19 protein-coding genes are annotated in these 19,055 nt (G+C 74.7%); 9 read left to right on the forward strand and 10 right to left on the reverse strand.

Annotation, left to right across the window (positions count from 1 at the left end; all coding sequences use genetic code 11):
• Positions 1–80: 80 nt before the first annotated feature.
• Positions 81–1,535 carry a PhoX family protein gene (locus V2J85_RS16905; protein ID WP_261952163.1) on the forward strand — a complete coding sequence of 485 codons (1,455 nt, stop codon included), beginning with the start codon at positions 81–83 and terminating at the stop codon, positions 1,533–1,535.
• On the opposite strand, the gene V2J85_RS16910 is transcribed toward V2J85_RS16905, so the two are convergent.
• On the reverse strand, positions 1,532–2,437 hold the full coding sequence (locus tag V2J85_RS16910) for a class I SAM-dependent methyltransferase (RefSeq protein WP_261952164.1): 906 nt from the start codon (positions 2,435–2,437) through the stop codon (positions 1,532–1,534). The genes V2J85_RS16905 and V2J85_RS16910 overlap by 4 nt on opposite strands.
• A gap of 72 nt (positions 2,438–2,509) precedes the next feature.
• On the opposite strand from V2J85_RS16910, the gene V2J85_RS16915 reads away from it, so the two are divergent.
• Entirely contained in the window at positions 2,510–3,541 is a 1,032-nt protein-coding gene (locus V2J85_RS16915) for an MsnO8 family LLM class oxidoreductase (protein ID WP_261952165.1), read from the forward strand.
• Here the strand turns inward: V2J85_RS16915 and V2J85_RS16920 are convergent.
• The 3 genes from V2J85_RS16920 to V2J85_RS16930 all read right to left on the reverse strand — a co-directional run bounded on the left by V2J85_RS16920 (position 3,516) and on the right by V2J85_RS16930 (position 6,088).
• Positions 3,516–4,754 (reverse strand): TerD family protein, encoded by a 1,239-nt coding sequence (locus tag V2J85_RS16920; protein ID WP_261957177.1) that lies wholly within the window; start codon positions 4,752–4,754, stop codon positions 3,516–3,518. The two genes, V2J85_RS16915 and V2J85_RS16920, sit on opposite strands and share 26 nt — an antisense overlap.
• Positions 4,755–4,860: 106 nt before the next feature.
• Complete coding sequence (locus V2J85_RS16925) at positions 4,861–5,133, reverse strand: GlsB/YeaQ/YmgE family stress response membrane protein (protein ID WP_030799231.1); 273 nt, start codon at positions 5,131–5,133, stop codon at positions 4,861–4,863.
• A 136-nt stretch (positions 5,134–5,269) separates the two neighbouring features.
• Positions 5,270–6,088, reverse strand: a complete 819-nt coding sequence (locus V2J85_RS16930) for an NAD-dependent epimerase/dehydratase family protein (protein WP_261952166.1) — start codon at positions 6,086–6,088, stop codon at positions 5,270–5,272.
• A 361-nt stretch (positions 6,089–6,449) separates the two neighbouring features.
• On the opposite strand from V2J85_RS16930, the gene V2J85_RS16935 reads away from it, so the two are divergent.
• Positions 6,450–7,346, forward strand: coding sequence for a 5-dehydro-4-deoxyglucarate dehydratase (locus V2J85_RS16935; protein ID WP_410011330.1), 897 nt, complete (start codon positions 6,450–6,452; stop codon positions 7,344–7,346).
• Positions 7,346–8,575: a hypothetical protein gene (locus V2J85_RS16940; RefSeq protein ID WP_330822067.1), complete on the forward strand. Its 1,230-nt coding sequence runs from the start codon at positions 7,346–7,348 to the stop codon at positions 8,573–8,575. The genes V2J85_RS16935 and V2J85_RS16940 overlap by 1 nt, the downstream gene beginning before the upstream one ends.
• On the opposite strand, the gene V2J85_RS16945 is transcribed toward V2J85_RS16940, so the two are convergent.
• From V2J85_RS16945 to V2J85_RS16955, 3 genes are all read right to left on the reverse strand, one after another.
• Complete coding sequence (locus V2J85_RS16945) at positions 8,547–9,287, reverse strand: response regulator transcription factor (protein ID WP_330822068.1); 741 nt, start codon at positions 9,285–9,287, stop codon at positions 8,547–8,549. The two genes, V2J85_RS16940 and V2J85_RS16945, sit on opposite strands and share 29 nt — an antisense overlap.
• Complete coding sequence (locus V2J85_RS16950) at positions 9,284–10,522, reverse strand: sensor histidine kinase (protein WP_330822109.1); 1,239 nt, start codon at positions 10,520–10,522, stop codon at positions 9,284–9,286. The genes V2J85_RS16945 and V2J85_RS16950 overlap by 4 nt, the downstream gene beginning before the upstream one ends.
• 104 nt (positions 10,523–10,626) lie before the next feature.
• Positions 10,627–11,397 carry an IclR family transcriptional regulator gene (locus V2J85_RS16955; RefSeq protein ID WP_261952170.1) on the reverse strand — a complete coding sequence of 257 codons (771 nt, stop codon included), beginning with the start codon at positions 11,395–11,397 and terminating at the stop codon, positions 10,627–10,629.
• A gap of 238 nt (positions 11,398–11,635) precedes the next feature.
• Here V2J85_RS16955 and V2J85_RS16960 point away from each other — a divergent pair, with 238 nt between their 5' ends.
• Both V2J85_RS16960 and V2J85_RS16965 read left to right on the forward strand, forming a co-directional pair.
• Positions 11,636–13,201, forward strand: coding sequence for an aldehyde dehydrogenase (NADP(+)) (locus V2J85_RS16960; protein WP_261952171.1), 1,566 nt, complete (start codon positions 11,636–11,638; stop codon positions 13,199–13,201).
• A gap of 8 nt (positions 13,202–13,209) precedes the next feature.
• Positions 13,210–13,815 (forward strand): GNAT family N-acetyltransferase, encoded by a 606-nt coding sequence (locus tag V2J85_RS16965; RefSeq protein WP_261952172.1) that lies wholly within the window; start codon positions 13,210–13,212, stop codon positions 13,813–13,815.
• Here the strand turns inward: V2J85_RS16965 and V2J85_RS16970 are convergent.
• Complete coding sequence (locus V2J85_RS16970; protein ID WP_330822069.1) at positions 13,733–14,446, reverse strand: class I SAM-dependent methyltransferase; 714 nt, start codon at positions 14,444–14,446, stop codon at positions 13,733–13,735. The genes V2J85_RS16965 and V2J85_RS16970 overlap by 83 nt on opposite strands.
• A gap of 79 nt (positions 14,447–14,525) precedes the next feature.
• On the opposite strand from V2J85_RS16970, the gene V2J85_RS16975 reads away from it, so the two are divergent.
• The 3 genes from V2J85_RS16975 (at position 14,526) to V2J85_RS16985 (ending at position 17,552) form a co-directional block, all read left to right on the forward strand.
• A complete protein-coding gene (locus tag V2J85_RS16975; RefSeq protein ID WP_261952174.1) occupies positions 14,526–15,230 on the forward strand; it encodes a DsbA family oxidoreductase in 705 nt (234 codons plus the stop codon).
• A gap of 82 nt (positions 15,231–15,312) precedes the next feature.
• A complete protein-coding gene (locus tag V2J85_RS16980) occupies positions 15,313–16,383 on the forward strand; it encodes an aminotransferase class V-fold PLP-dependent enzyme (RefSeq protein ID WP_261952175.1) in 1,071 nt (356 codons plus the stop codon).
• 101 nt (positions 16,384–16,484) lie between these two features.
• Positions 16,485–17,552, forward strand: coding sequence for an alkene reductase (locus tag V2J85_RS16985; RefSeq protein WP_330822070.1), 1,068 nt, complete (start codon positions 16,485–16,487; stop codon positions 17,550–17,552).
• An 89-nt stretch (positions 17,553–17,641) separates the two neighbouring features.
• On the opposite strand, the gene thpD is transcribed toward V2J85_RS16985, so the two are convergent.
• Both thpD and V2J85_RS16995 read right to left on the reverse strand, forming a co-directional pair.
• Positions 17,642–18,541 (reverse strand): ectoine hydroxylase, encoded by a 900-nt coding sequence (thpD, locus tag V2J85_RS16990; RefSeq protein ID WP_261952177.1) that lies wholly within the window; start codon positions 18,539–18,541, stop codon positions 17,642–17,644.
• 96 nt (positions 18,542–18,637) lie between these two features.
• Positions 18,638–19,054, reverse strand: a complete 417-nt coding sequence (locus V2J85_RS16995) for an ectoine synthase (protein WP_261952178.1) — start codon at positions 19,052–19,054, stop codon at positions 18,638–18,640.
• Position 19,055: the final 1 nt, after the last annotated feature.

Below are 19,055 nucleotides of genomic sequence, written 5' to 3' on the forward strand. Positions count from 1 at the left end.
TTCAACTGGAGTTCGGCGGCGCACGACACCGTGTGCGGCGCAGGCACAGGGGAGTAGAACCGGCCGTCCAGGAGATGACAATGCCGCTCACCCGGAGAGACTTCGCCAAGCGTTCCGCCCTCGCCGGCGCGGGGGTCGCGCTGGCCGGCAGCGCCGGCGTACTGGCCACCGCGCCCGGCGCGCTCGCCGCGGACGCGGCACGGGCCGCGGACGGCGGGGCGGACGGCCCCGGCCACCCGGCCGGCTACGGCCCGCTCCTGCCGGACCCGGACGGCATCCTCGCCCTGCCCGCCGGGTTCTCGTACAAGATCGTCACCCACTCCGGCGTCACCACGCTGGACAGCGGTGAGTCCACTCCGTCCAACCACGACGGCACCGGCACCTTCGCCGGGCACCGCGGCACCACCCTCCTCGTCAACAACCACGAGCTGAAGGGCCCGCGCGCCAACTGGCCGCACCCGGTGCCGCTCGCCGAGGGGCTGGTCTACGACCCGGCCGCGGCCGGCGGCTGCACCGTCGTCGAGGTCGCCCAGGACGGCACCCCGGTCGGCGAATGGGTCGGCATAGCCGGTACCTCCACCAACTGCGCGGGCGGCACCACTCCTTGGGGCACCTGGCTCACCTGCGAGGAGACCGAGGACAAGGCCGGCGAGCACGGCATGACCAGGGACCACGGCTACGTCTTCGAGGTCGATCCCCACGACCGGCGGGCCGGCCGCGACCCCGAGCCCGTGAAGGCGCTGGGCCGTTACGCCCACGAGGCCGTCGTCGTCGACCCCCGGCGCGGCCACCTCTACCTGACCGAGGACGCCGCCGGCCCCAACGGCCTCTTCTACCGCTGGACCCCGCCGCAGGGCTTCCACCACGGCCGCGGCCGGCTCCGCACCCTCGCCGGCGACGCCGGTGTGCTCCAGGCGTTCAAGTGCTTCGACTCCGGCGGCCGGTTCGTCGACGACCTCTCCCGCGCCACCCGGCCCGGCACCGTCTACGGCGTCGACTGGATCGACGTCCCCGACCGCGACGCCCGGACCACCTCCGTCCGCAAGCAGTTCAAGGACGGCGAGATCACCCGCGCCCGCAAGCTGGAGGGCCTGTGGTGGGCGGACGGCGGCGCCTACGTGGTGTCCTCCTACGCCCGCGAGGAGAGCCCGGTCCGGCACGACGGGCAGGTCTGGTTCTACGACCCGCGGCGGCGGACCCTGACCCTGAAGGTGCTGCTCGGCGTCAACCCCGACCCCGGCGAGGACGGCGCGTTCGACGGCCCGGACAACATCACCGTCTCGCCCTACGGCGGCCTGATCATCGCCGAGGACGGCGAGGGCGTCCAGCACCTCTTCGGCGCCACCGAGGACGGCCGCACCTACCCCCTGGCCCGCAACGAGCTCAACATCGGCACCGCCGGGAAGCCCGAGTACAGCGAGTTCACCGGCCCGGTCTTCTCCCCGGACGGCCGCACCCTCTTCGCCAACATCCAGGAGCCCGGCATCATGCTGGCCATCACCGGCCCCTGGAAGCGGCAGCCCCGCCGGCGCTAGCGTCCGGCCCGGCGGGGAGCGACCGCCGTGAGCAGGTAGTAGTCCAGCAGCCCGGTCTCGTACGCCGTCAGATAGCGGCGCGGCCACTCGTCGTCGGAGAGCTCGGGCTGCTGGGCCATGTACCGGTCGTACGGCTCCCACACCGCGTCACCGATCGCCCGGACCGTGATGTCCCGCAGCCCGGCCGCGGCCAGCGTCCCGGCGAACTCGTCGATCACATGCGGCACGTCCAGCCCGTCGGCGTACGGCGGCAGCAGCCCGGGCAGCTCCCGGGCGGCCGCCGCGGTGCGGGCGAAGAACGTGGTCAGCGCCAGCCGGCCGCCCGGCCGCAGCACCCGCACCGCCTCCCGGGCGAAGGCGGCCGGGGAGCGGAAGTGCTGGACCGCCTCGACGGAGTACAGGCAGTCGACGGTGTCCGCGGTCAGCGGCATCCGCTGGGCGGACCCCAGTACGAACATCAGCCGCCCGGTGCCGCCCGCGTCCCCGGCGAGCAGCTCGGCGTGCGCCGCCCGGGCCCGGGCGATCTGGTCGGGGTGCGCGTCCAGACCGATGACCGGGTCCAGCCCGAACTCCCGCAGCGCCAGCGCACAGCCCAGCCCGCGCCCGCAGCCGGCCTCCAGGGCGCCGCGCCCCCGCGTCTCGCCGAACGTGCCGAGCACCAGGCGGTAGAGGTCCTGCTCGCTGCGCACCCGGTCCGCCTCGGTCAGCCGCCGGCCGGTCAGGTCCCCCAGCTCCGCCCAGTAGCCGAAGTTGATGAACCCGCCGGCGAAGGCGGGCACGGTGGCCAGGTCCCACTCGCCGTAGACCTTCGCGACCCGGGGCGGGAGGTCCGGCGCGGGTGCTGGGCCGTCCGGGTGGCCGGCGGCCCCGGCCGGGCCGGTCTGCGGCTGCTGCTGCGCCATCGCGAAGGCTCCTTCCGCGGCCGGCGGGCGGGACGGGAATCCTGGGGGCGGCGGGACGTTGAAGCAGGGGTGGTGAACTCGACGACACGGACGACACAATTTTCGGTCCTGGACCGCTCCCGCACCAGGGAAGGGCACCCGGAGGCGGCCGCCCTGCGGGACACGGTGGCGCTGGCCCGCCGCGTCGAGGAGCTCGGCTACCACCGCTTCTGGGTCTCCGAGCACCACAGCGTGCCCGGCGTGGCCGGCTCCGCGCCGACCGTGCTCGCCGCCGCGGTGGCCGCCGCGACGTCCCGGATCCGGGTCGGCACCGGCGGGGTGATGCTGCCCAACCACCGGCCGCTGGTGGTCGCCGAGCAGTTCGGGGTGCTGGAGTCGCTCTTCCCCGGCCGGATCGACATGGGGCTCGGCCGGTCGGTCGGCTTCACCGGCGGGATCCGCCGCGCCCTGGGCACGGACAAGGACGCCACCGAGGACTTCGGTGCGCAACTCGCCGAGCTGATCGGCTACTTCACCGGTGGGCAGACCGCCCATCCGCAGGTCCACGCGCGGCCCGCGGAGGGCCTGCGGATCCCGGCGTTCGTCCTGGCGACCGGGGCCGGCGCGCGGATCGCCGCGGCGGCCGGGCTGGCGCTGGTCATCGGCGATGTCCGCGGCCGGCAGAGGATGCTGGACGCCATCGACGGCTACCGCCAGGACTTCCGCCCCTCGCCGCTGTGGGAGCGCCCGTACGTGGTCGTCTCCGGGACGGTGGCGGTGGCGGACACCGAGGCGGCGGCGCGCCGGCTGCTGCTGCCGGAGGCCCGCTCGCTGGCGTACTCCCGCACCCACGGCGTCTTCCCGCCGCTGCGGCCCGCCGAGGACGGCCCGGCGGCCACGGCCGGCATGTCCGACCGTGAGCGCGGCTTCTACGAGGACGCCCTGCGCGGGCACGTCCACGGCACGGAGGAGCAGGTGGCCGACGCCCTCGGCACGCTGATCGACCGCAGCGGCGCGGACGAGGTGCTGGTCACCACCAGCACCTACGACCGCGCGGCGCTGGCCGAGTCGTACGAGCGGCTGGCGCGGGTCGCCGGGCTCACAGTGCCTGACCCGCGGGTTTGACCATCCCCCGGACCGTGCGGGCGTCGACGAACTCGCCCATGGCGGTCATCTCCCACTCGCCGGAGAACTGGCGGATCAGTTTGGCCATCATCACGCCCGTGCGCGGTTCGCCGTGGGTGAGGTCGAAGCGGACCAGTTCCTCGCCGTTCTGGGCGTCCAGCAGGCGGCAGTAGGCCTTGGCGACGTCGGAGAACTTCTGGCCGGAGAAGGAGTTCACGACGAAGACCAGGCCGGTCACCTCCGGGGGCACCCCGCCGAGGTGGACGGTGATCGCCTCGTCGTCGCCGGCGCCCTCGCCGGTGAGGTTGTCGCCGGAGTGCTGGATCGCGCCGCCGAGGATCATCAGCTTGCCGAAGAAGCAGTTGTCGATCTTCTTGCGGTCCGGGCCGTAGGCGATGACGGAGGCGTCCAGGTCGATGTTCTTGCCGCGGAAGGCGGGCTCCCAGCCGAGGCCCATCCGGACCGAGCCGAGCAGCGGGCGGCCGCCCTTGACCAGCGAGACGGTCTGGTTCTTCTGCAGGCTGACCCGGCCCTTGTCGAGGTTGACCTTCCCGGAGCCGGGTGCCGGGGCGGCGGGCGCGGCGGCCGCGGGCGGGGAGACCGGGGCCGGGGTGCCGGCGGGCGGGCCCCACTGGCCGGCCGGGGCCGGGGGAGCGGCCGGTGCGGGCGGGGCCGCTGGGGCCGGGGGAGCGGCCGGTGCGGCGGGGGCGGCGGCCGGGGCGGCGGGCTCCTCGACGCTCACGCCGAAGTCGGTGGCGATCCCCGCCAGGCCGTCGGCGTAGCCCTGGCCGACCGCGCGGACCTTCCAGGCCCCGGCCCGGCGGTAGATCTCGACGACCACCAGCGCGGTCTCCGCGCCCAGCCGCGGCGGGGTGAAGGTGGCGATCAGGCTGCCGTCGTCGGCGTTGCGGACCGTGCCGGTCGGCTCGGTGCCCGCGAAGGTCGCGCCGGGCGCGTCCGGGCTCGCGGTGACCACGATCTTCTCGATGGCGTCGGGCACCGCGGCGGTGTCCACCGTGATGGTGTCGCCGCCGGCCGCCGCGGAGTACGTCACACCGGGGCCCGTGGGCTGGTTGTAGAAGACGAAGTCGTCGTCGGAGCGCACCTTGCCGTCGGCGCCGAGCAGCAGGCCCGACACGTCCAGCCGTACGGGGGCGGTGACGTCCACCGCGACCCGCACGGCGGTGAGCGGGAGGTTCGAGCCAGGAGTCATAGCGGTCATGCCGGGACCAACGATCGGTCCGCCTTTGCGGTTCCATTACCCGCGGCCGGACGGCCGCCCGGCCGTCTGACCACCGTCCGCCGCACCGTCCACCGCCTCACCGCCGGTCGCGGGAGTTGCCGAACAGCAGCCGGTAGGCGATCAGCAGGACCAGCGCACCGGCGACCGAGGCGATCCACATGGACGGTTCGCCGAAGTCCTTCGGTATCGGGCGGTGCAGGAACTTGGTGGACAGCCAGCCGCCGATGAAGGACCCCACGATGCCGATCAGGGTCGTGCCGACGATCCCGCCCGGGTCCCGCCCCGGCAGCAGGACCTTGGCGATGATGCCCGCGATCAGCCCCAGTACGAGCCAGCTGACGATGCCCATGATGCGTTCCTCGTTCCTGCGCGTGTGTGCGTGCCCAGCGGTGTGCCGGCACACAGACCAGGACGCCACGTGGGCGGCGCGGGTTCCGTGCCGTGGTCCGTACCACGCGCGCACCGCCCGGGCCGGCGGCCGGCGCTCAGTACGGCCATCGGGGCGGATCGGTGCAGAAGGCGCCGCCGAGGTGGGCGTGTTCCGGATTGCCGGGGTCCAGCGCGCCCTGGGCGGCGAGGAGTTCCGCGGCGTACGGCTCGGAGTCGTCCCTGGGCTCGTACCCGAGGGCCCGCGCGGACGACAGGTCCCACCACAGGCGGGTGTTGGCGGAGGAGCCGTGGACGACGGTGTGGCCGACGTCCGGCGCGGTGAGCGCGGCGTGCAGCAGCCGGGCCGCGTCGGCCGGGCTCAGCCAGATCGACAGCATCCGCACCGTGGTCGGTTCCGGGTAGCAGGAGCCGATCCGGATGGACACGGTCTCGATGCCGTGCAGGTCCCAGTAGAGCGAGGCGAGGTCCTCGCCGAACCCCTTGGACAGCCCGTAGTAGGTGTCCGGGCGGCGCGGGGTGTCCACCGGGATCGCGCCGGAGCCGTCGGCCGGGCGCGGGGTGAAGCCGACCGCGTGGTTGGAGGAGGCGAAGACGATCCGGCGGACGCCCGCCTCGCGCGCCGCCTCGTAGAGGTGGTAGGTGCCCTCGATGTTGGCGCGCAGGATCTTCTCGAACGGGGCCTCCAGCGAGATCCCGGCGAGGTGGACGATCGCGTCGACCCCGCGCACCGCCTCGCGCAGCGCCTCCTTGTCGGCCAACTCGGCGGTGATGGCCTCCGGTTCGCCCGCGGTGTTCTCGATGGGGCGCTGGTCGAACAGGCGCAGCCGGTACCCGTAGGGCGGCAGCAGTTCGCGCATCAGGGTGCCGAGCCCGCCGGCGGCGCCGGTGAGCAGGACGGTGCGGGGTGCGGTCATGGGCGGTGGGCTCCTCGGGCGGTGGGGTGGGCCGGACGGCTCCGGTACGGCACGGACGGGAACCGCGTTCATGTCCGTGGACGCCACACGCTAGGGAGGCCACCATGGCCGGTCAAGACATGTGACGGATCGGGTAAATCGGCTTGTAATCCCGCTGATGTCAGGGAAGTTGGGCACCCTTGACCGGTGTGGGGCGGCTGCTCTAGCGTGACGCTCGTTCAGAAATATGGACGTCGATCAGAGACGTGCACGTATCGAAACGTGCAGGCATGGCAGGGAGAGCCCAGTGACCGCACACCCTCCTCCCACCGCGGCCGGCCCCCGGCTCGCCGACCGCCTCGACGGACCGCTGTTCTTCCCGGTGACCGCGTACGGCCCCGACGGCGCCCCGGACCTGACGGCCTTCCGCGCCCACGTGCGAAGCGGCATCGACGCGGGCGCGGCCGCGGTCTTCGCCTGCTGCGGCACCGGCGAGTTCCACGCGCTCGGCCCCGAGGAGTTCGCCGACTGCGTCGCGGCCGCGGTCGAGGAGGCCGCCGGCCGGGTCCCGGTGATCGCCGGCACCGGCTACGGCACCGCGCTCGCCGCCCACTTCGCCCGCCTCGCCCACCGGGCGGGCGCCGACGGACTGCTCGCCATGCCGCCCTACCTCGTCGTCGCCGGGCAGGACGGCCTGCTGCGGCACTACACCGCACTCGCCGCCGCCACCCCGCTGCCGGTCATCGTCTACCAGCGCGACAACGCCGTCTTCGCCCCGTCCACCGTCGCCGCCCTGGCCCGCACCCCGGGCATCATCGGCCTCAAGGACGGCCTGGGCGACCTCGATCTGCTGCAGCGCATCATCAGCGCGGTCCGCACCGAGGCCCCCGGCGAGGACTTCCTCTACTTCAACGGCCTGCCCACCGCCGAACTCACCGGCCCCGCCTACCTGGGCCTGGGGGTGCGCCTCTACTCCTCCGCCGTCTTCGCCTTCGCCCCCGAGATCGCCCTCGCCTTCCACCGGGCGCTCACCACCGGCGACCAGGAGACCGTGCAGCGGCTGCTGGACGGCTTCTACCGGCCGCTGGTCGAACTCCGCAACCAGGGCCGCGGCTACGCCGTCTCGCTGGTCAAGGCGGGTGTCCGGCTGCGCGGCCCGGACGTCGGCGAGGTCCGGCCCCCGCTGAGCGCACCGTCCCCCGCACATCTGGAGCAGCTGGCCGAACTGCTCGACCGCGGCCTGGCGCTGGTCGCGGCGGCACCCGGGACCGGCGCCTGATGCGCGCCGCCGCCTTCCTCTACCCCTGGGACGTCATCGGCGACCCGGACGCCCCCGCACGCCTCGCCGGTCTCGGCATCGACCAGGTCGCCCTGGCCGCCGCCTACCACTCCACCCGCGCCCTCACCCCGCGCCACCCGCGCCAGCGCATCGTCACCGCCCGGCACTCCGCCGTCCTCTACCCGCCGGACCCCGCCCGCTGGGCCGGCCGGGAGCTTTGCCCCTACACCCCGGACTGGGTGGCCGGCCCGGACCCCTTCGGCGCGGCCGCCCGGGCGCTGGCCGACGCGGGCCTGGAGGTGCACAGCTGGGTCGTCCTGGCGCACAACTCCCGCCTGGGCGCCGAGCATCCGTCCGTCGTGGTCCGCAACGCCTACGGCGACGCCTACCCGTGGGCGCCGTGCATCGCCCGGCCCGAGGTGCGCGGCTACCTCGTCGACCTCGCCGCCGAGGCCGCGGTCCGCCCGGGCGCCCGCGGTACGGAACTGGAGTCCTGCGGCTGGTACGGGCTGGCCCATCTGCACGCCCACGACAAGATCGCCGGGGTGCCGCTCTCCGGCGCCGCCCAGTACCTGATGTCGGTCTGCTTCTGCCCGGTCTGCGCCGAGGGGTACCGCCGACTGGGCGCGTCCGCCGAGGAGTTGAGGGCGGCGGTGGTGCGCGCCCTGGAGCCGCTCTGGTCGGCGGGCACGGCCTCCCCGGCGGCCGCGCCGACGGACCGGGAGGGGGAGTGGGCCGCCGTCGAGGCCCTGCTCGGCGCGGAGCCGGCGGGTGTGCTGCGCACCTGGCGGGACCGCGCCGCCCGGAGGCTGCGGCGCGCGGTGGTGGGCGCCGTACGGGCGGCCGCGCCGGACGGCTTCCGGGTGCTGCTGCACGCCGATCCCGCCGCCCACCGCTGCGGCGCGAACCCCGGGGTGGACCCGGCACAGGCGCTGGCCGACGCGGACGGCGTGGTCCTGCCCTGCACCGGCGGCGCCGCGGCCCGCGCCGCGGTGCTCGGCCCGTTCGCCGGCCCGCGCCCCGCCGCCGCGACGGTCGCCGCCAACCTCACCATCGTCTCCGGCATGGGCGGCAGCCCCCGCACCCTCGCCGCCGACGCCGCCCACGCGGCCCGCCTGGGCGCCGACGAGCTGCGCCTGTACCACGCGGGCCTGGCCGGCAACGACGACCTGACCGCCGTACGGGAGGCGCTGGCCGCGCTCAGGGGCCGGCCGGGGGAGGGGCCGTAGGGCGGACGAACCCGCACTCGTACGCCGTGATGACGGCCTGGGTGCGGTCCCGCACGCCGAGTTTGGCCAGCACCCCCGCCACATGGGTCTTCACCGTGGCGGGGCCCACCCCCAGACGATCGGCGATCTCGGCGTTGGTCAGGCCCGCGGTCATCAGCCGCAGCACCGCCCCCTCCCGGTCCGACAGCCGGGACCGGAGCCGCCGGGCGGTGTCCTCCGCGGCCCGCTGCCCGGCGTGCCGGGCGGCCAGCCGGCGCACCGCGGCCGGGAACAGCAGCGAGTCGCTGCGCGCCACCAGCCGTACCGCCTGCACCAGTTCGTCCGCGCCGGACCGTTTGAGCAGGAAGCCACTGGCGCCGGCGCGCAGCGCGTCGTAGACGTAGGAGTCGTTCTCGAAGGTCGTCACGACGATGATCCGCGGGGGCTCGGGCATCCCGGCGAGCACCTGCTCGGTCGCCCGGATCCCGTCGATCTCCGGCATCCGCACGTCCATCAGCACCACGTCCGGGCGCAGCGACCGGATCAGCGGCACCGCCTCGGCTCCGGTGGACGCCTCGCCGACGACCTCCAGGTCGGGCTCGGCGCCCAGGATCGCGCGCAGCGCGGTGCGCACCATCCGCTCGTCGTCGGCGAGGACGATGCGCAGCGGCGGCGGGGTGCGCGGCGGCTCGTCCCGCTCCGCCGACGGCTCCGTGGCCGGTTCCTGTGTCATGGTGCGTCCCCCTCCGGCCCGGCCCGTCTGCGGCCCGGCGCCCCGTTCCCCGTGTCGTCCGTCGTGTCGTGCGTGGTCTCCGCCAGTGGCAGCCGGGCGGTCAGCCGCCACGTTCCGTCCCGCGGTCCGGCGGTCGCCTCCCCGCCGAGCAGCCGGGCGCGCTCCGTGATGCCCCGCAGGCCGCGTCCGCTGTTCACCCGGGGCGCCGCCTCCGGTGCCGCCGCGGCCAGCGCATTCTCCAGTCGAAGCGTCAACTCCCCGTCGTCCACGCCGAGTTGCAGCCGGACCGGCACCGGTCCGGCGTGCCGCAGGACGTTGCCGAGGCCCTCCTGCACGATGCGGTACGCCTCCCGGGAGACCACCGGCGGCAGCCCGGCGCAGCGGCCGCGCACGGTCGCCTCGACCGGCACGCCCGCCGCCCGGGTCCGGTCCAGCAGCGCCTCCAGGGCGTCCAGGGTGGGCGCGGGCAGCGTCGGGTCGGAGCCGTCCTCCTCGCGCAACAGGCCCAGCACGGTGTCCAGTTCGGCGACCGCGGCGCGGGTGGTGTCCTCGATGGCGGCCAGTGCCCGGCGGGCGAACTCGGGATCCGCGTCCAGGACCCGGCGGGCCGCGCTCGCCTGGAGGGTGACGGCGCTGAGCGCGTGGCCCACGGCGTCGTGCAGTTCGCGGGCCAGCCGGTTGCGGGACGCCAGGTCGGCGGCGCGGCGTTCGGCCGCGGCCAGCCGGTCGGCGGGGGTGGGCCCCAGCAGCGGCGGCGCGCAGCGGGCCAGCAGGGCGCCGGCCACCCAGGCGGTGCCGAGGACGAGGCCCAGCAGCCCCAGCCCGGCGAGCGGGCCGAGCACGCCGGGCAGGTCCCGCGTCCAGGCCGGTACGGAGTCCCGGAGGGGCGCGGAGAACGGCAGTACCAGCAGCACCACCGCGGCGGGCGGGGCGGTCAGGGTCATGCCGCTGACGATGCCGCCGGCCGTCAGATGCGCCACGAACCACAGCGCGCTGCGCCGCCGGGCCGCCCAGGTCAGCGCCGGTCCGTCCGCCAGCCGCTCCCCGGGCACCCCGCACAGGGACCGTACGGCGGCCACCTCCAGCGGGCGCAGCAGCGGGAAGAGCAGCCCGGCCACCGCGGCGAGCGGCAGCGCGCAGCCGAACGCGGTGAACTGCACGGCCACTTGGCGCAGCGGGTCGGCGCCGGGCCAGAACAGCGGGGTGACGACCGAGGCCACCAGGTAGAACGGCATCAGGAGCGCGCCGCCCAGTATCAGGTGCACCCAGCGGCCGCCCCTCAGGCGGAGCCCGGCCCGTCCGGGGCGGTGACCGTGGCGGTCGGGGCGGGAAGGACGTCTCACAGTCGCCGGGTCGCCAGGGCCAGCCGGTCGCGGGCGTCGAACAGGGTGTCCTTGATCATCTGCTCATGGGCCGGGGTCAGCCGGGCCACCGGCACCGAGCAGCTGATCGCGTCCCGGGCCGGGGTGCGGTAGGGGATCGCCATGCCGAAGCAGCGCAGGCCCAGGGTGTTCTCCTCGCGGTCGACCGCGTACCCCTGCTCGCGCACCGCGTGCAGCTCCTCGATGAGCTGTTCGCGGTCGGTGATCGTGTGCTCGGTCAGCTGCGCGAGGGCCGGCGGCAGCATCGCCCGCACCTGGTCGTCGGTGTACGTGGCGAGCAGCGCCTTGCCCAGCGAGGTGGAGTGCGCGGGCAGCCGCCGGCCGACCCGGGTGAACGGGCGCAGGTAGTGCTGCGACTGCCGGGTGGCGAGGTAGACCACGTTGGTGCCGTCGAGGCGGGCGAGGTGGATGGTCTCGGTGGTGTCGTCGGAGAGCCGGTCCAGCGTCGGCCGGGCCACCGCCACCACCTCGTCGCCGTCGATGTACGACGTGCCGACCAGCAGCGCGCGGACACCGATGCCGTAGCGGGTGCCGGTCGCGTCGGTCTCCACCCAGCCGAGGTCGACGAGGGTGCGCAGCAGCATGTAGAGGCTGGACTTGGGGTAGCCGACGGCTTCCTGGACGGAGGCGAGGGAGTGCATACCGGGGCTGCCCGCGAAGTACTCCAGGAGCTCCACCGTCCGCACGGCGGACTTGACCTGCGATCCTCCGGAATCGGCAGCTGACATCGCCCTTGACCCCTCTGTTCGGACAGCCATAGAGTCCCGATTGTTCAAGATCTGGGACGACGTTCAGCATATCGAACGGTGTCCGGTCCGCTGCAAGGTCCGGGCGCCTCCGGAAACCGGGCACCACGCCCGGGAGCGGACGTTCCGGACCCCTCACGGCGACGGGCCCGCACGACGCAGGACCACGCGGCACGACGCAGTACGAGCTCGGCACGGCATCACCCGGGAGGAATGCACGGTGGCAGCGGCAGCGGCAGCACCAGTCTGGAGTGTCGACCCCCGAACCGGGAAGCGGCGGGAGCAGGTTGCGGTGGAGGCCACAGCGGCCGAGGTGGACAGCGCGGTCCGCGCCGCGCACGCCGTCCGGGACGCGCTGGCCGACCGCGGGGTGCGCGCCGCACTGCTGCGCCGCGCCGCCGGCCTGCTCGACGAGGCGGGCGAGGCGGTCATCGAGGCCGCCGACGCCGAGACCGCGCTCGGCCCCGGCCGGCTCACCGGCGAACTCGCCCGTACCACCTACCAGTTGCGGTCCTTCGCGGACCTCGTCGAAGAGGGCGCGTTCCTCGACGTACGGATCGACCACGCCGACCCCGGCCTCACCCCGCCCCGGCCCGACCTGCGCCGCCACAAGATCCCGCTGGGCGTGGTCGCGGTCTACTCCGCCAGCAACTTCCCGCTGGCCTTCTCCGTCCCCGGCGGCGACACCGCCAGCGCCCTCGCGGCCGGCTGCCCGGTCGTCGTCAAGGCCCACCCGGACCACCCGGCCACCTCCGAACTGTGCGCCGCGCTGCTGCGCCGCGCCGCCGACGAGACCGGGCTGCCGGCCGGCGTGCTGCACCTCGTCCACGGCTTCCAGGCCGGGCTCGACCTGGTCCGCCACCCGCTGGTGGCCGCGGCCGGCTTCACCGGCTCGGTGCGCGGCGGCCGCGCCCTGTACGACGCGGCCGCGGCCCGCCCGCACCCGATCCCCTTCCACGGCGAGCTGGGCAGCCTCAACCCGGTCGTGGTCACCGAGGCCGCCGCCGCCGAACGCGCCGAGCAGATCGGCGCCGGGCTGGCCGGCTCGATGACCCTGGGCACCGGCCAGTTCTGCGTCAAGCCCGGACTGGTGCTGGCGCCCGCCGGGCCGGCCGGGGACCGGCTGCTGACCTCGCTGACCGACGCGGTCAGCGACACCGAGGCCGGGGTCCTGCTCGACCGGCGGATGCGCGAGGCGTTCCTCGGCGGCGTCCGCGGCCGCGCCGAACTGCCCGACGTCGAGGCCCCGGTGACCCCGGGCGCCGGCGGGGAGCACACCGTCAGCGCCGGCTTCCTCACCGTGCCGGCCGCCCGCCTCACCGCCGACGGCCCGCACGACCTGCTGCTGGAGGAGTGCTTCGGCCCGGTCACCGTCGTCGCCCGCTACACCGACGAGGCCGAGATCGGAGCCGTCCTCGCCCGCCTGCCCGGGAACCTCTCCGCCACCCTCCACCTCGGCGACGCGGAGGTCGCCGGCACCGACGGGGACGGCGCCGACGGCGGCGGCCTCGGCGCCCGGCTGCTCGCCCGGGTCACCCCGCTCGCCGGCCGGGTCGTCGTCAACGGCTGGCCGACCGGCGTCGCGGTCGCCCCCGCCCAGCACCACGGCGGCCCCTACCCGGCCACCACCTCGACCGCCACCTCCGTCGGCGGCACCGCCGTGGAACGCTGGCTGCGGCCGGTCGTCTACCAGGACACCCCGCCCGCCCTGCTGCCGCCCGAACTCCGCGACGGCAACCCCCTCGGGCTGCCGCGCCGGATCGACGGCCGCCCCGAGGGCGGGTGAGGCCCGGCGTGTGCCCGGCCCCCGAGACGACCGCCCTCCGGGTCCGCGGCGCGACCCACGCGGACCTGACGGCGATCGCCGCCCTGCACGCCGGCGCCCGCGCCGCGTACCACCGCGCCCGCCACCCCGGCACGCCCTTCGACACCCCGGCCGAACAGGCCCGCTGGCACGACGCCTGGGCCCGGGTCCTGGACCGCGCCGACACCCCCGCGCTCTGCGCCGAACAGCACGGCACGGTCGTCGGCGCCGCCGCCTACCTCCCCGACGCCTCCACGGCGCGGGGAAACGCCCCGCGCACCGGCACCGCCCGCCCCACCGTCACGCTCCACCAGCTGCACGTCGCCCCCGCCCACTGGGGCACCGGCGTCGGCCGTGCCCTGCACACCGCCTGTTTACGCGCCTGGCGCACGGCCGGATTCTCCCGCGCCGTCCTCGACGTCCTCTGGCACAACCACCGCGCCCGCGCCTTCTACGACCGGCTCGGCTGGCGCCCCGACCCGGACCGCCGCCCCGCGCCCGACGCCACCCACCTCACTCTGGCGCTGGACCTGACCGGCCCGGCTCCGGACGGTCCGCAGCGGCGGCCGCCGGATCCGCCGTCCTCCGGGCGATGAGCTGCAGCCGCTCGGCCCGCCGCCCGTCCAGCGTCCCCACCGACCCGGACCGCTCCGCCACCACCGAGAAGCCCGCCGCCCGCACCAGCCCGCGCAGCCGATCCGGGGCGTGGTGCCGGAAGACCCCGCCGTCGGGCGTCTCGAACACCCCGAACGTGCCGTACCGGGCCGCGAACCGCCGGTACCGCTCCTGGTTGAACGCGTCCTCCTGCAGCGGCACATCGCTCACGTACAGCACCCCGCCCGGCCGCACCAGCCGCCCCAGCTCCCCGGTGATCGCCTCCTGGTCCGCGTCTGTGGGCACACAGGTGAGCACCGCGAACAGCAGCGCCGCGTCGAAGGACCCGGCTTCGAACGGCAGCGGCAGCCCGGCGTGCCGCCGCAGGTCCAGCTCCGGGTGCTCCCGCCGCCCCCGCGCGATCAGCGCCGCCGAGACGTCCACCCCGCACACGCCCCGGTACCCCAGCCCCGCCAGCTCGGCGGTCAGCCGCCCGTAGCCGCAGCCGTAGTCCAGCACCCGCGCCCGACGCGGTACGTAGGCGTCCAGCAGGGCCGGATCGAGCGGGTGGGTGAAGGTCTTCGCGGAGCCGGTCGTCTCCCAGAACCCGAGGAATCCCTGTGGCGAGGTCATGTCCGGACGGTACCCGCGGAATAGCCCGGCGCCCCCCGCGGTTGCACGCAGCACACGTCCCGACGAGGAAAGTCAGCACATGCGCGTCGAAATCTGGTCCGACATCGCCTGCCCCTGGTGCTACATCGGCAAGGCCCGCTTCGAGGCCGGGCTCGCTGCGTTCGCGCACCGCGACGAGGTCGAGGTGGTGCACCGCTCCTTCGAGCTGGACCCGAAGGCGCCGCCCGCCTCGGACGTCCCGGTGCTCGACATGCTCGCCGCCAAGTACGGCGTCAGCCGTGCCCAGGCCGAGCAGATGGAGGCCCGGGTCGCCGCCGCGGCCGCCCAGGAGGGCCTCGGCTACCGCTCCGACCGCATCCACGGCAACACCTTCGACCTGCACCGCCTGCTGCACCTCGGCGCGGCGCACGGCCGCCAGGAGGCGCTGCTCGACGCCTTCTACCGCGCCAACTTCGCCGAGGCCCGGCCGCTCGGCGACCCCGCCGTCCTCGCCGAGCTCGCCACCGGCGCCGGACTGCCCGCCGACGAGGTCGCCCGGGTGCTCGCCGACCCCGACGCCTACGCCCGGGAGGTGCGCGCCGACGAGCGCGCGGCGGCCGAGCTCGGCGCCACCGGCGTCCCGTTCTTCGTCATCGACCGCCGCTACGGCATATCGGGCGGCCAGCCCGCCGAGGTCTTCCGGGAGGCCCTGGAGCGGGCGCACGCCGACGGTGTGGTGGAGATCGTGCCGGCCGGCGACGCGGAGGTCTGCGGGCCGGACGGCTGCGCGGTGCCCGGCCACTGACCGCCGGCCGGCGGCCGACCGGGCGCGACCACGGACCGGAACACCGTGGACGGAGCGTGCCCCGCCGAGCACAGTGGGGGACATGCAGCGACATGAGCCACTCGGCGGGGCCGAATTCGCGCCCGAGACGACGTATCTGAACTCCGCCTCCAGCGGACTGCTTCCACGGCGCAGCGCCGACGCCCTGCGCGCGGCCGTCGAGGAAGCCACCTCCTACGGCACGATGGGCCGCGACTACTTCGCCGCGCCGGCCGCCGCCCGGGCCGCCTTCGCCCGGCTGCTGGGCATCCCCGCCGAGCGCGTCGCCATCGGCAGCTCGGTCGCGGTGCAGTCCGCGGCCGTCGCCGCCTCGCTCCCGCCCGGCAGCGAAGTCCTCGCCCCCGAGGGCGACTTCAGCTCCCTGGTCAACCCGCTCGGCACCCACCCCGACCTCACCCTGCGCACCGTTCCGCTGGAGGCACTGGCCGACGAGGTGCGCCCCGGCACGGCCCTGGTCGCCTTCAGCGCCGTGCAGTCGCTCGACGGCCGGATCGCCGACCTCGCGGCGGTGCGCGAGGCCGCGGCGGCCCACGGGGCGCTCACCTACCTCGACGCCACCCAGGCCGCCGGCTGGCTGCCGCTGGCCGCCACCGACTACGACTTCCTGGTCTGCGGCGCGTTCAAATGGCTGCTCTGCCCGCGCGGCACGACCTTCATGGCCTTCGGCGGCGACCGCGGCCCGGACGGCACCGGCCCCGCCTGGCCGGCGGCGCCGCACGCCGGCTGGGTGGCCGGCGAGGACATCGGCGAGTCCAACTACGGCCTGATCCGGCCGGCCGCCACCGCCCGCCGCTACGACGAACCGCACGCCCACTTCGCGTACGTCGGCGCCGCGGCGTCCCTGGGCCTCATCGAGGAGCTGGGCGTGGCCGCCGTCCACGCCCACAACACCGCGCTCGCCGACCAGTACCGCGCCGGGCTGGCCGAACGCGGCCTGACCCCGCGCGGCGCGCCCGGCTCGGCGATCGTCTCCGCCCCCGGACCGGCCGACGCGCAGGAGCGGCTGGCCGAGGCCGGCGTGCGGATCTCGGTGCGCGGCGGCCTGCTGCGCGCGGCCTTCCACCTCTACAACGGGACGGCCGACGTGGAACGGCTGCTGGAGCTGCTGAAATAGCCGGCCGGTGACGGGAATGCCGGGCGGGCCCGGGGCGTTGGAAGGTGACGAACCGTCATGGGCAATGTCCCTGCCGTCGCACCGTAGTTGAGAGGCCCTCAGTGACCACCGCATTCGAGCCCTTCGAGCTCGCCGGCATTCCGCTCGCCAACCGCATCGTGATGGCGCCCATGACGAGAAACCGCGCCACCGAGGAGGGCGTCCCCACCCCGTCGATGGTCCGCTACTACACCCAGCGGGCCTCGGCCGGCCTCATCATCACCGAGGCCGCGCAGACCGAACCGGTCGGCCGCGGCTACCCGTTGACCCCCGGCCTGCACACCCCCGAGCAGCTCGCCGGCTGGCGCGCGGTCACCGACTCCGTGCACGCCGCGGGCGGCAGGATCTTCGCCCAGCTGTGGCACGGCGGCCGCATCGGCCACCCGGTGCTGCTGCCGGACGGCCTGGTGCCGGTCGGGCCCTCCGCGGTCGCCGCGGCCGGCCAGGGCTTCACCCAGGAGGGCCCGACGGACTTCGTCACCCCGCGCGAGCTGACCGGCGAGGAGATAGCCGCGACGATCGCCGGATTCGCCACGGCGGCCCGCAACGCCGTCGAGGCCGGGTTCGACGGCGTGGAGATCCACGGCGCCAACGGCTATCTGATCCACCAGTTCCTGGCGCCCAACGCCAACCTCCGCACCGACGAGTGGGGCGGCTCCGACGAGGCCCGGGCCCGCTTCGCCATCGAGGTCGTCCGGGCCGTCGCAGACGCCGTCGGCGCGCACCGCACCGGACTGCGGCTCTCGCCCGGCAACCCCTTCAACGACATCGCCGAGCCCGCCCCCGAGACCACCTACACCACGCTGATCGAGGCGATCGCCCCGCTGGGCCTGGCCTATCTGCACACCTGCGACGTCCGCGACCCGGACCTGCTGGCCCGGCTGCGCAAGCGCTTCGGCGGCACGTTCCTGCTCAACCCCGCCACCGACGGCCGGCCCACCGGCCCCGAGGAGCTCGGGCTCGTCGAGGAGGGCGAGGCCGATCTGCTCGCCTACGGCGCGCTGTTCCTCGCCAACCCCGACCTGCCCCGCCGGCTCGCCCTCGGCGGCCCCTTCAACACCCCCGACCGGGCGAGCTTGTACGGCGGCGACGACACCGGCTACCTCGACTACCCGGCGCTGGAGGGCTGACGGAGGACCGAACCACAGCGCGGCCGCCGCACAGACCCTGCTGTGCGGCGGCCGCGCCACCGGTACTTCCGCCGGTCTACCTCATACGGCTATCTCACCGGGGTGAAGTCCCGCGCGCCGATGTAGTCCGGGCGCCGGACCGGGGCCGCGAAGGGCTCCACGGCCGTGTTGTCCACGCTGTTGAAGACGACGAAGACGTTGCTGCGCGGGTACGGCGTGATGTTGTCGCCGGAGCCGTGCATGGCGTTGCAGTCGAACCACGTCGCCGAGCCGGCCTTGCCGGTGAAGAGGCGGATGCCGTGCTTGTCCGCCATCTTCGTCAGCACCTCGTCCGACGGGATGCCCGCGTCCTGCATCTGCAGCGACCGCTTGTAGTTGTCCTTCGGCGTCTCGCCCTCGCACCCCACGAAGTGCTGGTGCGAACCGGGCATGATCATCAGGCCGCCGTTGGTGTCGTAGTTCTCCGTCAGCGCGATCGAGACCGACACGGTGCGCATGTTCGGCAGCCCGTCCTCGGCGTGCCAGGTCTCGAAATCCGAGTGCCAGTAGAAGCCGGAGGCACCGAAGCCGGGCTTCACGTTGATCCGCGACTGGTGGACGTAGACGTCCGAGCCGAGGATCTGGCGGGCACGGCCGACCACACGCGGGTCGGCGACCAGCTTGGCGAACACCTCGCTGATCTTGTGCACCTCGAACACCGACCGGACGCTCTGCGACTTCGGCTCGACGATGGAGCGCGGGTCGGCGCGCATCGTCGGGTCGAGCACCAGCCGGTCCAGTTCGGCGCGGTACACCGCGACTTCCTCCGCGGTGAGCAGTTCCCCGATGGCGAAGAAGCCGTCGCGTTCGAAGTCGCTCAGCTCGGACGGCGCGAACGGGCCGGCCGTTCCGGGCTGCGACCACACCACCGGGTCCTTCCGCGGAGTGATCACCTCGGAGGTGCCGCGGGTCGGGTACAGGTCGGCGGTGCGCTCGGGTGCGGTGGTCATGGTGTTGCCTTCCTCTCCTCTCGTACGGAATCTGGCATACGGGCGCGCGTTGCGTACCTTCCTGGCTCTGCCGGACGGGGCAGGCGTCAGGTCGCCTCAGACCGTCTCGGGCTCGGGGTCCGGTTCGGTGAGAAGCGGGTAGACCCCGTTCTCGTCGTGGTCCTCGCGGCCGGTGACCGGCGGGTTGAAGACACACAGGCAGCGGAAGTCCTGCTTGATCCGCATGGTGTGCTTCTCGTGCCCGTCGAGCAGGTACATCACGCCGGGCGTGATGAGGTGCTTCTCGCCGGTCTCGTCGTTGGTCAGCTCGGCCTCGCCCTCGACGCAGACGACGGCCTCGATGTGGTTGGCGTACCACATCGACGTCTCGGTGCCGGCGTACAGGACGGTCTCGTGCAGCGAGAAGCCGACCCGCTCCTTGGCGAGCACGATGCGCTTGCTCTCCCAGGTGCCGGACTTGGACTTGACGTGGCGGTCGGTGCCTTCGATGTCCTTGAAGGAGCGGACGATCACG

The organism is Streptomyces bugieae, from assembly GCF_036352915.1.
GTDB classification, from domain to species: Bacteria; Actinomycetota; Actinomycetes; order Streptomycetales; family Streptomycetaceae; genus Streptomyces; species Streptomyces endophytica.

What these genes read in the sequence shown, in the direction of transcription:
- V2J85_RS16940 (WP_330822067.1), top strand. Translation starts at nt 7,346, where the DNA reads ATGCGCGCCGCCGCCTTCCTCTACCCCTGGGACGTCATCGGCGACCCG.
- V2J85_RS16980 (WP_261952175.1), top strand. Translation starts at nt 15,313, where the DNA reads ATGCAGCGACATGAGCCACTCGGCGGGGCCGAATTCGCGCCCGAGACG.
- V2J85_RS16950 (WP_330822109.1), bottom strand. Translation starts at nt 10,522, where the DNA reads ATGCCGTTCTACCTGGTGGCCTCGGTCGTCACCCCGCTGTTCTGGCCC.
- V2J85_RS16905 (WP_261952163.1), top strand. Translation starts at nt 81, where the DNA reads ATGCCGCTCACCCGGAGAGACTTCGCCAAGCGTTCCGCCCTCGCCGGC.
- V2J85_RS16945 (WP_330822068.1), bottom strand. Translation starts at nt 9,287, where the DNA reads ATGACACAGGAACCGGCCACGGAGCCGTCGGCGGAGCGGGACGAGCCG.
- V2J85_RS16925 (WP_030799231.1), bottom strand. Translation starts at nt 5,133, where the DNA reads ATGGGCATCGTCAGCTGGCTCGTACTGGGGCTGATCGCGGGCATCATC.
- V2J85_RS16920 (WP_261957177.1), bottom strand. Translation starts at nt 4,754, where the DNA reads ATGACTCCTGGCTCGAACCTCCCGCTCACCGCCGTGCGGGTCGCGGTG.
- V2J85_RS16910 (WP_261952164.1), bottom strand. Translation starts at nt 2,437, where the DNA reads ATGGCGCAGCAGCAGCCGCAGACCGGCCCGGCCGGGGCCGCCGGCCAC.
- V2J85_RS16970 (WP_330822069.1), bottom strand. Translation starts at nt 14,446, where the DNA reads ATGACCTCGCCACAGGGATTCCTCGGGTTCTGGGAGACGACCGGCTCC.
- V2J85_RS16930 (WP_261952166.1), bottom strand. Translation starts at nt 6,088, where the DNA reads ATGACCGCACCCCGCACCGTCCTGCTCACCGGCGCCGCCGGCGGGCTC.
- V2J85_RS16975 (WP_261952174.1), top strand. Translation starts at nt 14,526, where the DNA reads ATGCGCGTCGAAATCTGGTCCGACATCGCCTGCCCCTGGTGCTACATC.
- thpD (WP_261952177.1), bottom strand. Translation starts at nt 18,541, where the DNA reads ATGACCACCGCACCCGAGCGCACCGCCGACCTGTACCCGACCCGCGGC.
- V2J85_RS16955 (WP_261952170.1), bottom strand. Translation starts at nt 11,397, where the DNA reads ATGTCAGCTGCCGATTCCGGAGGATCGCAGGTCAAGTCCGCCGTGCGG.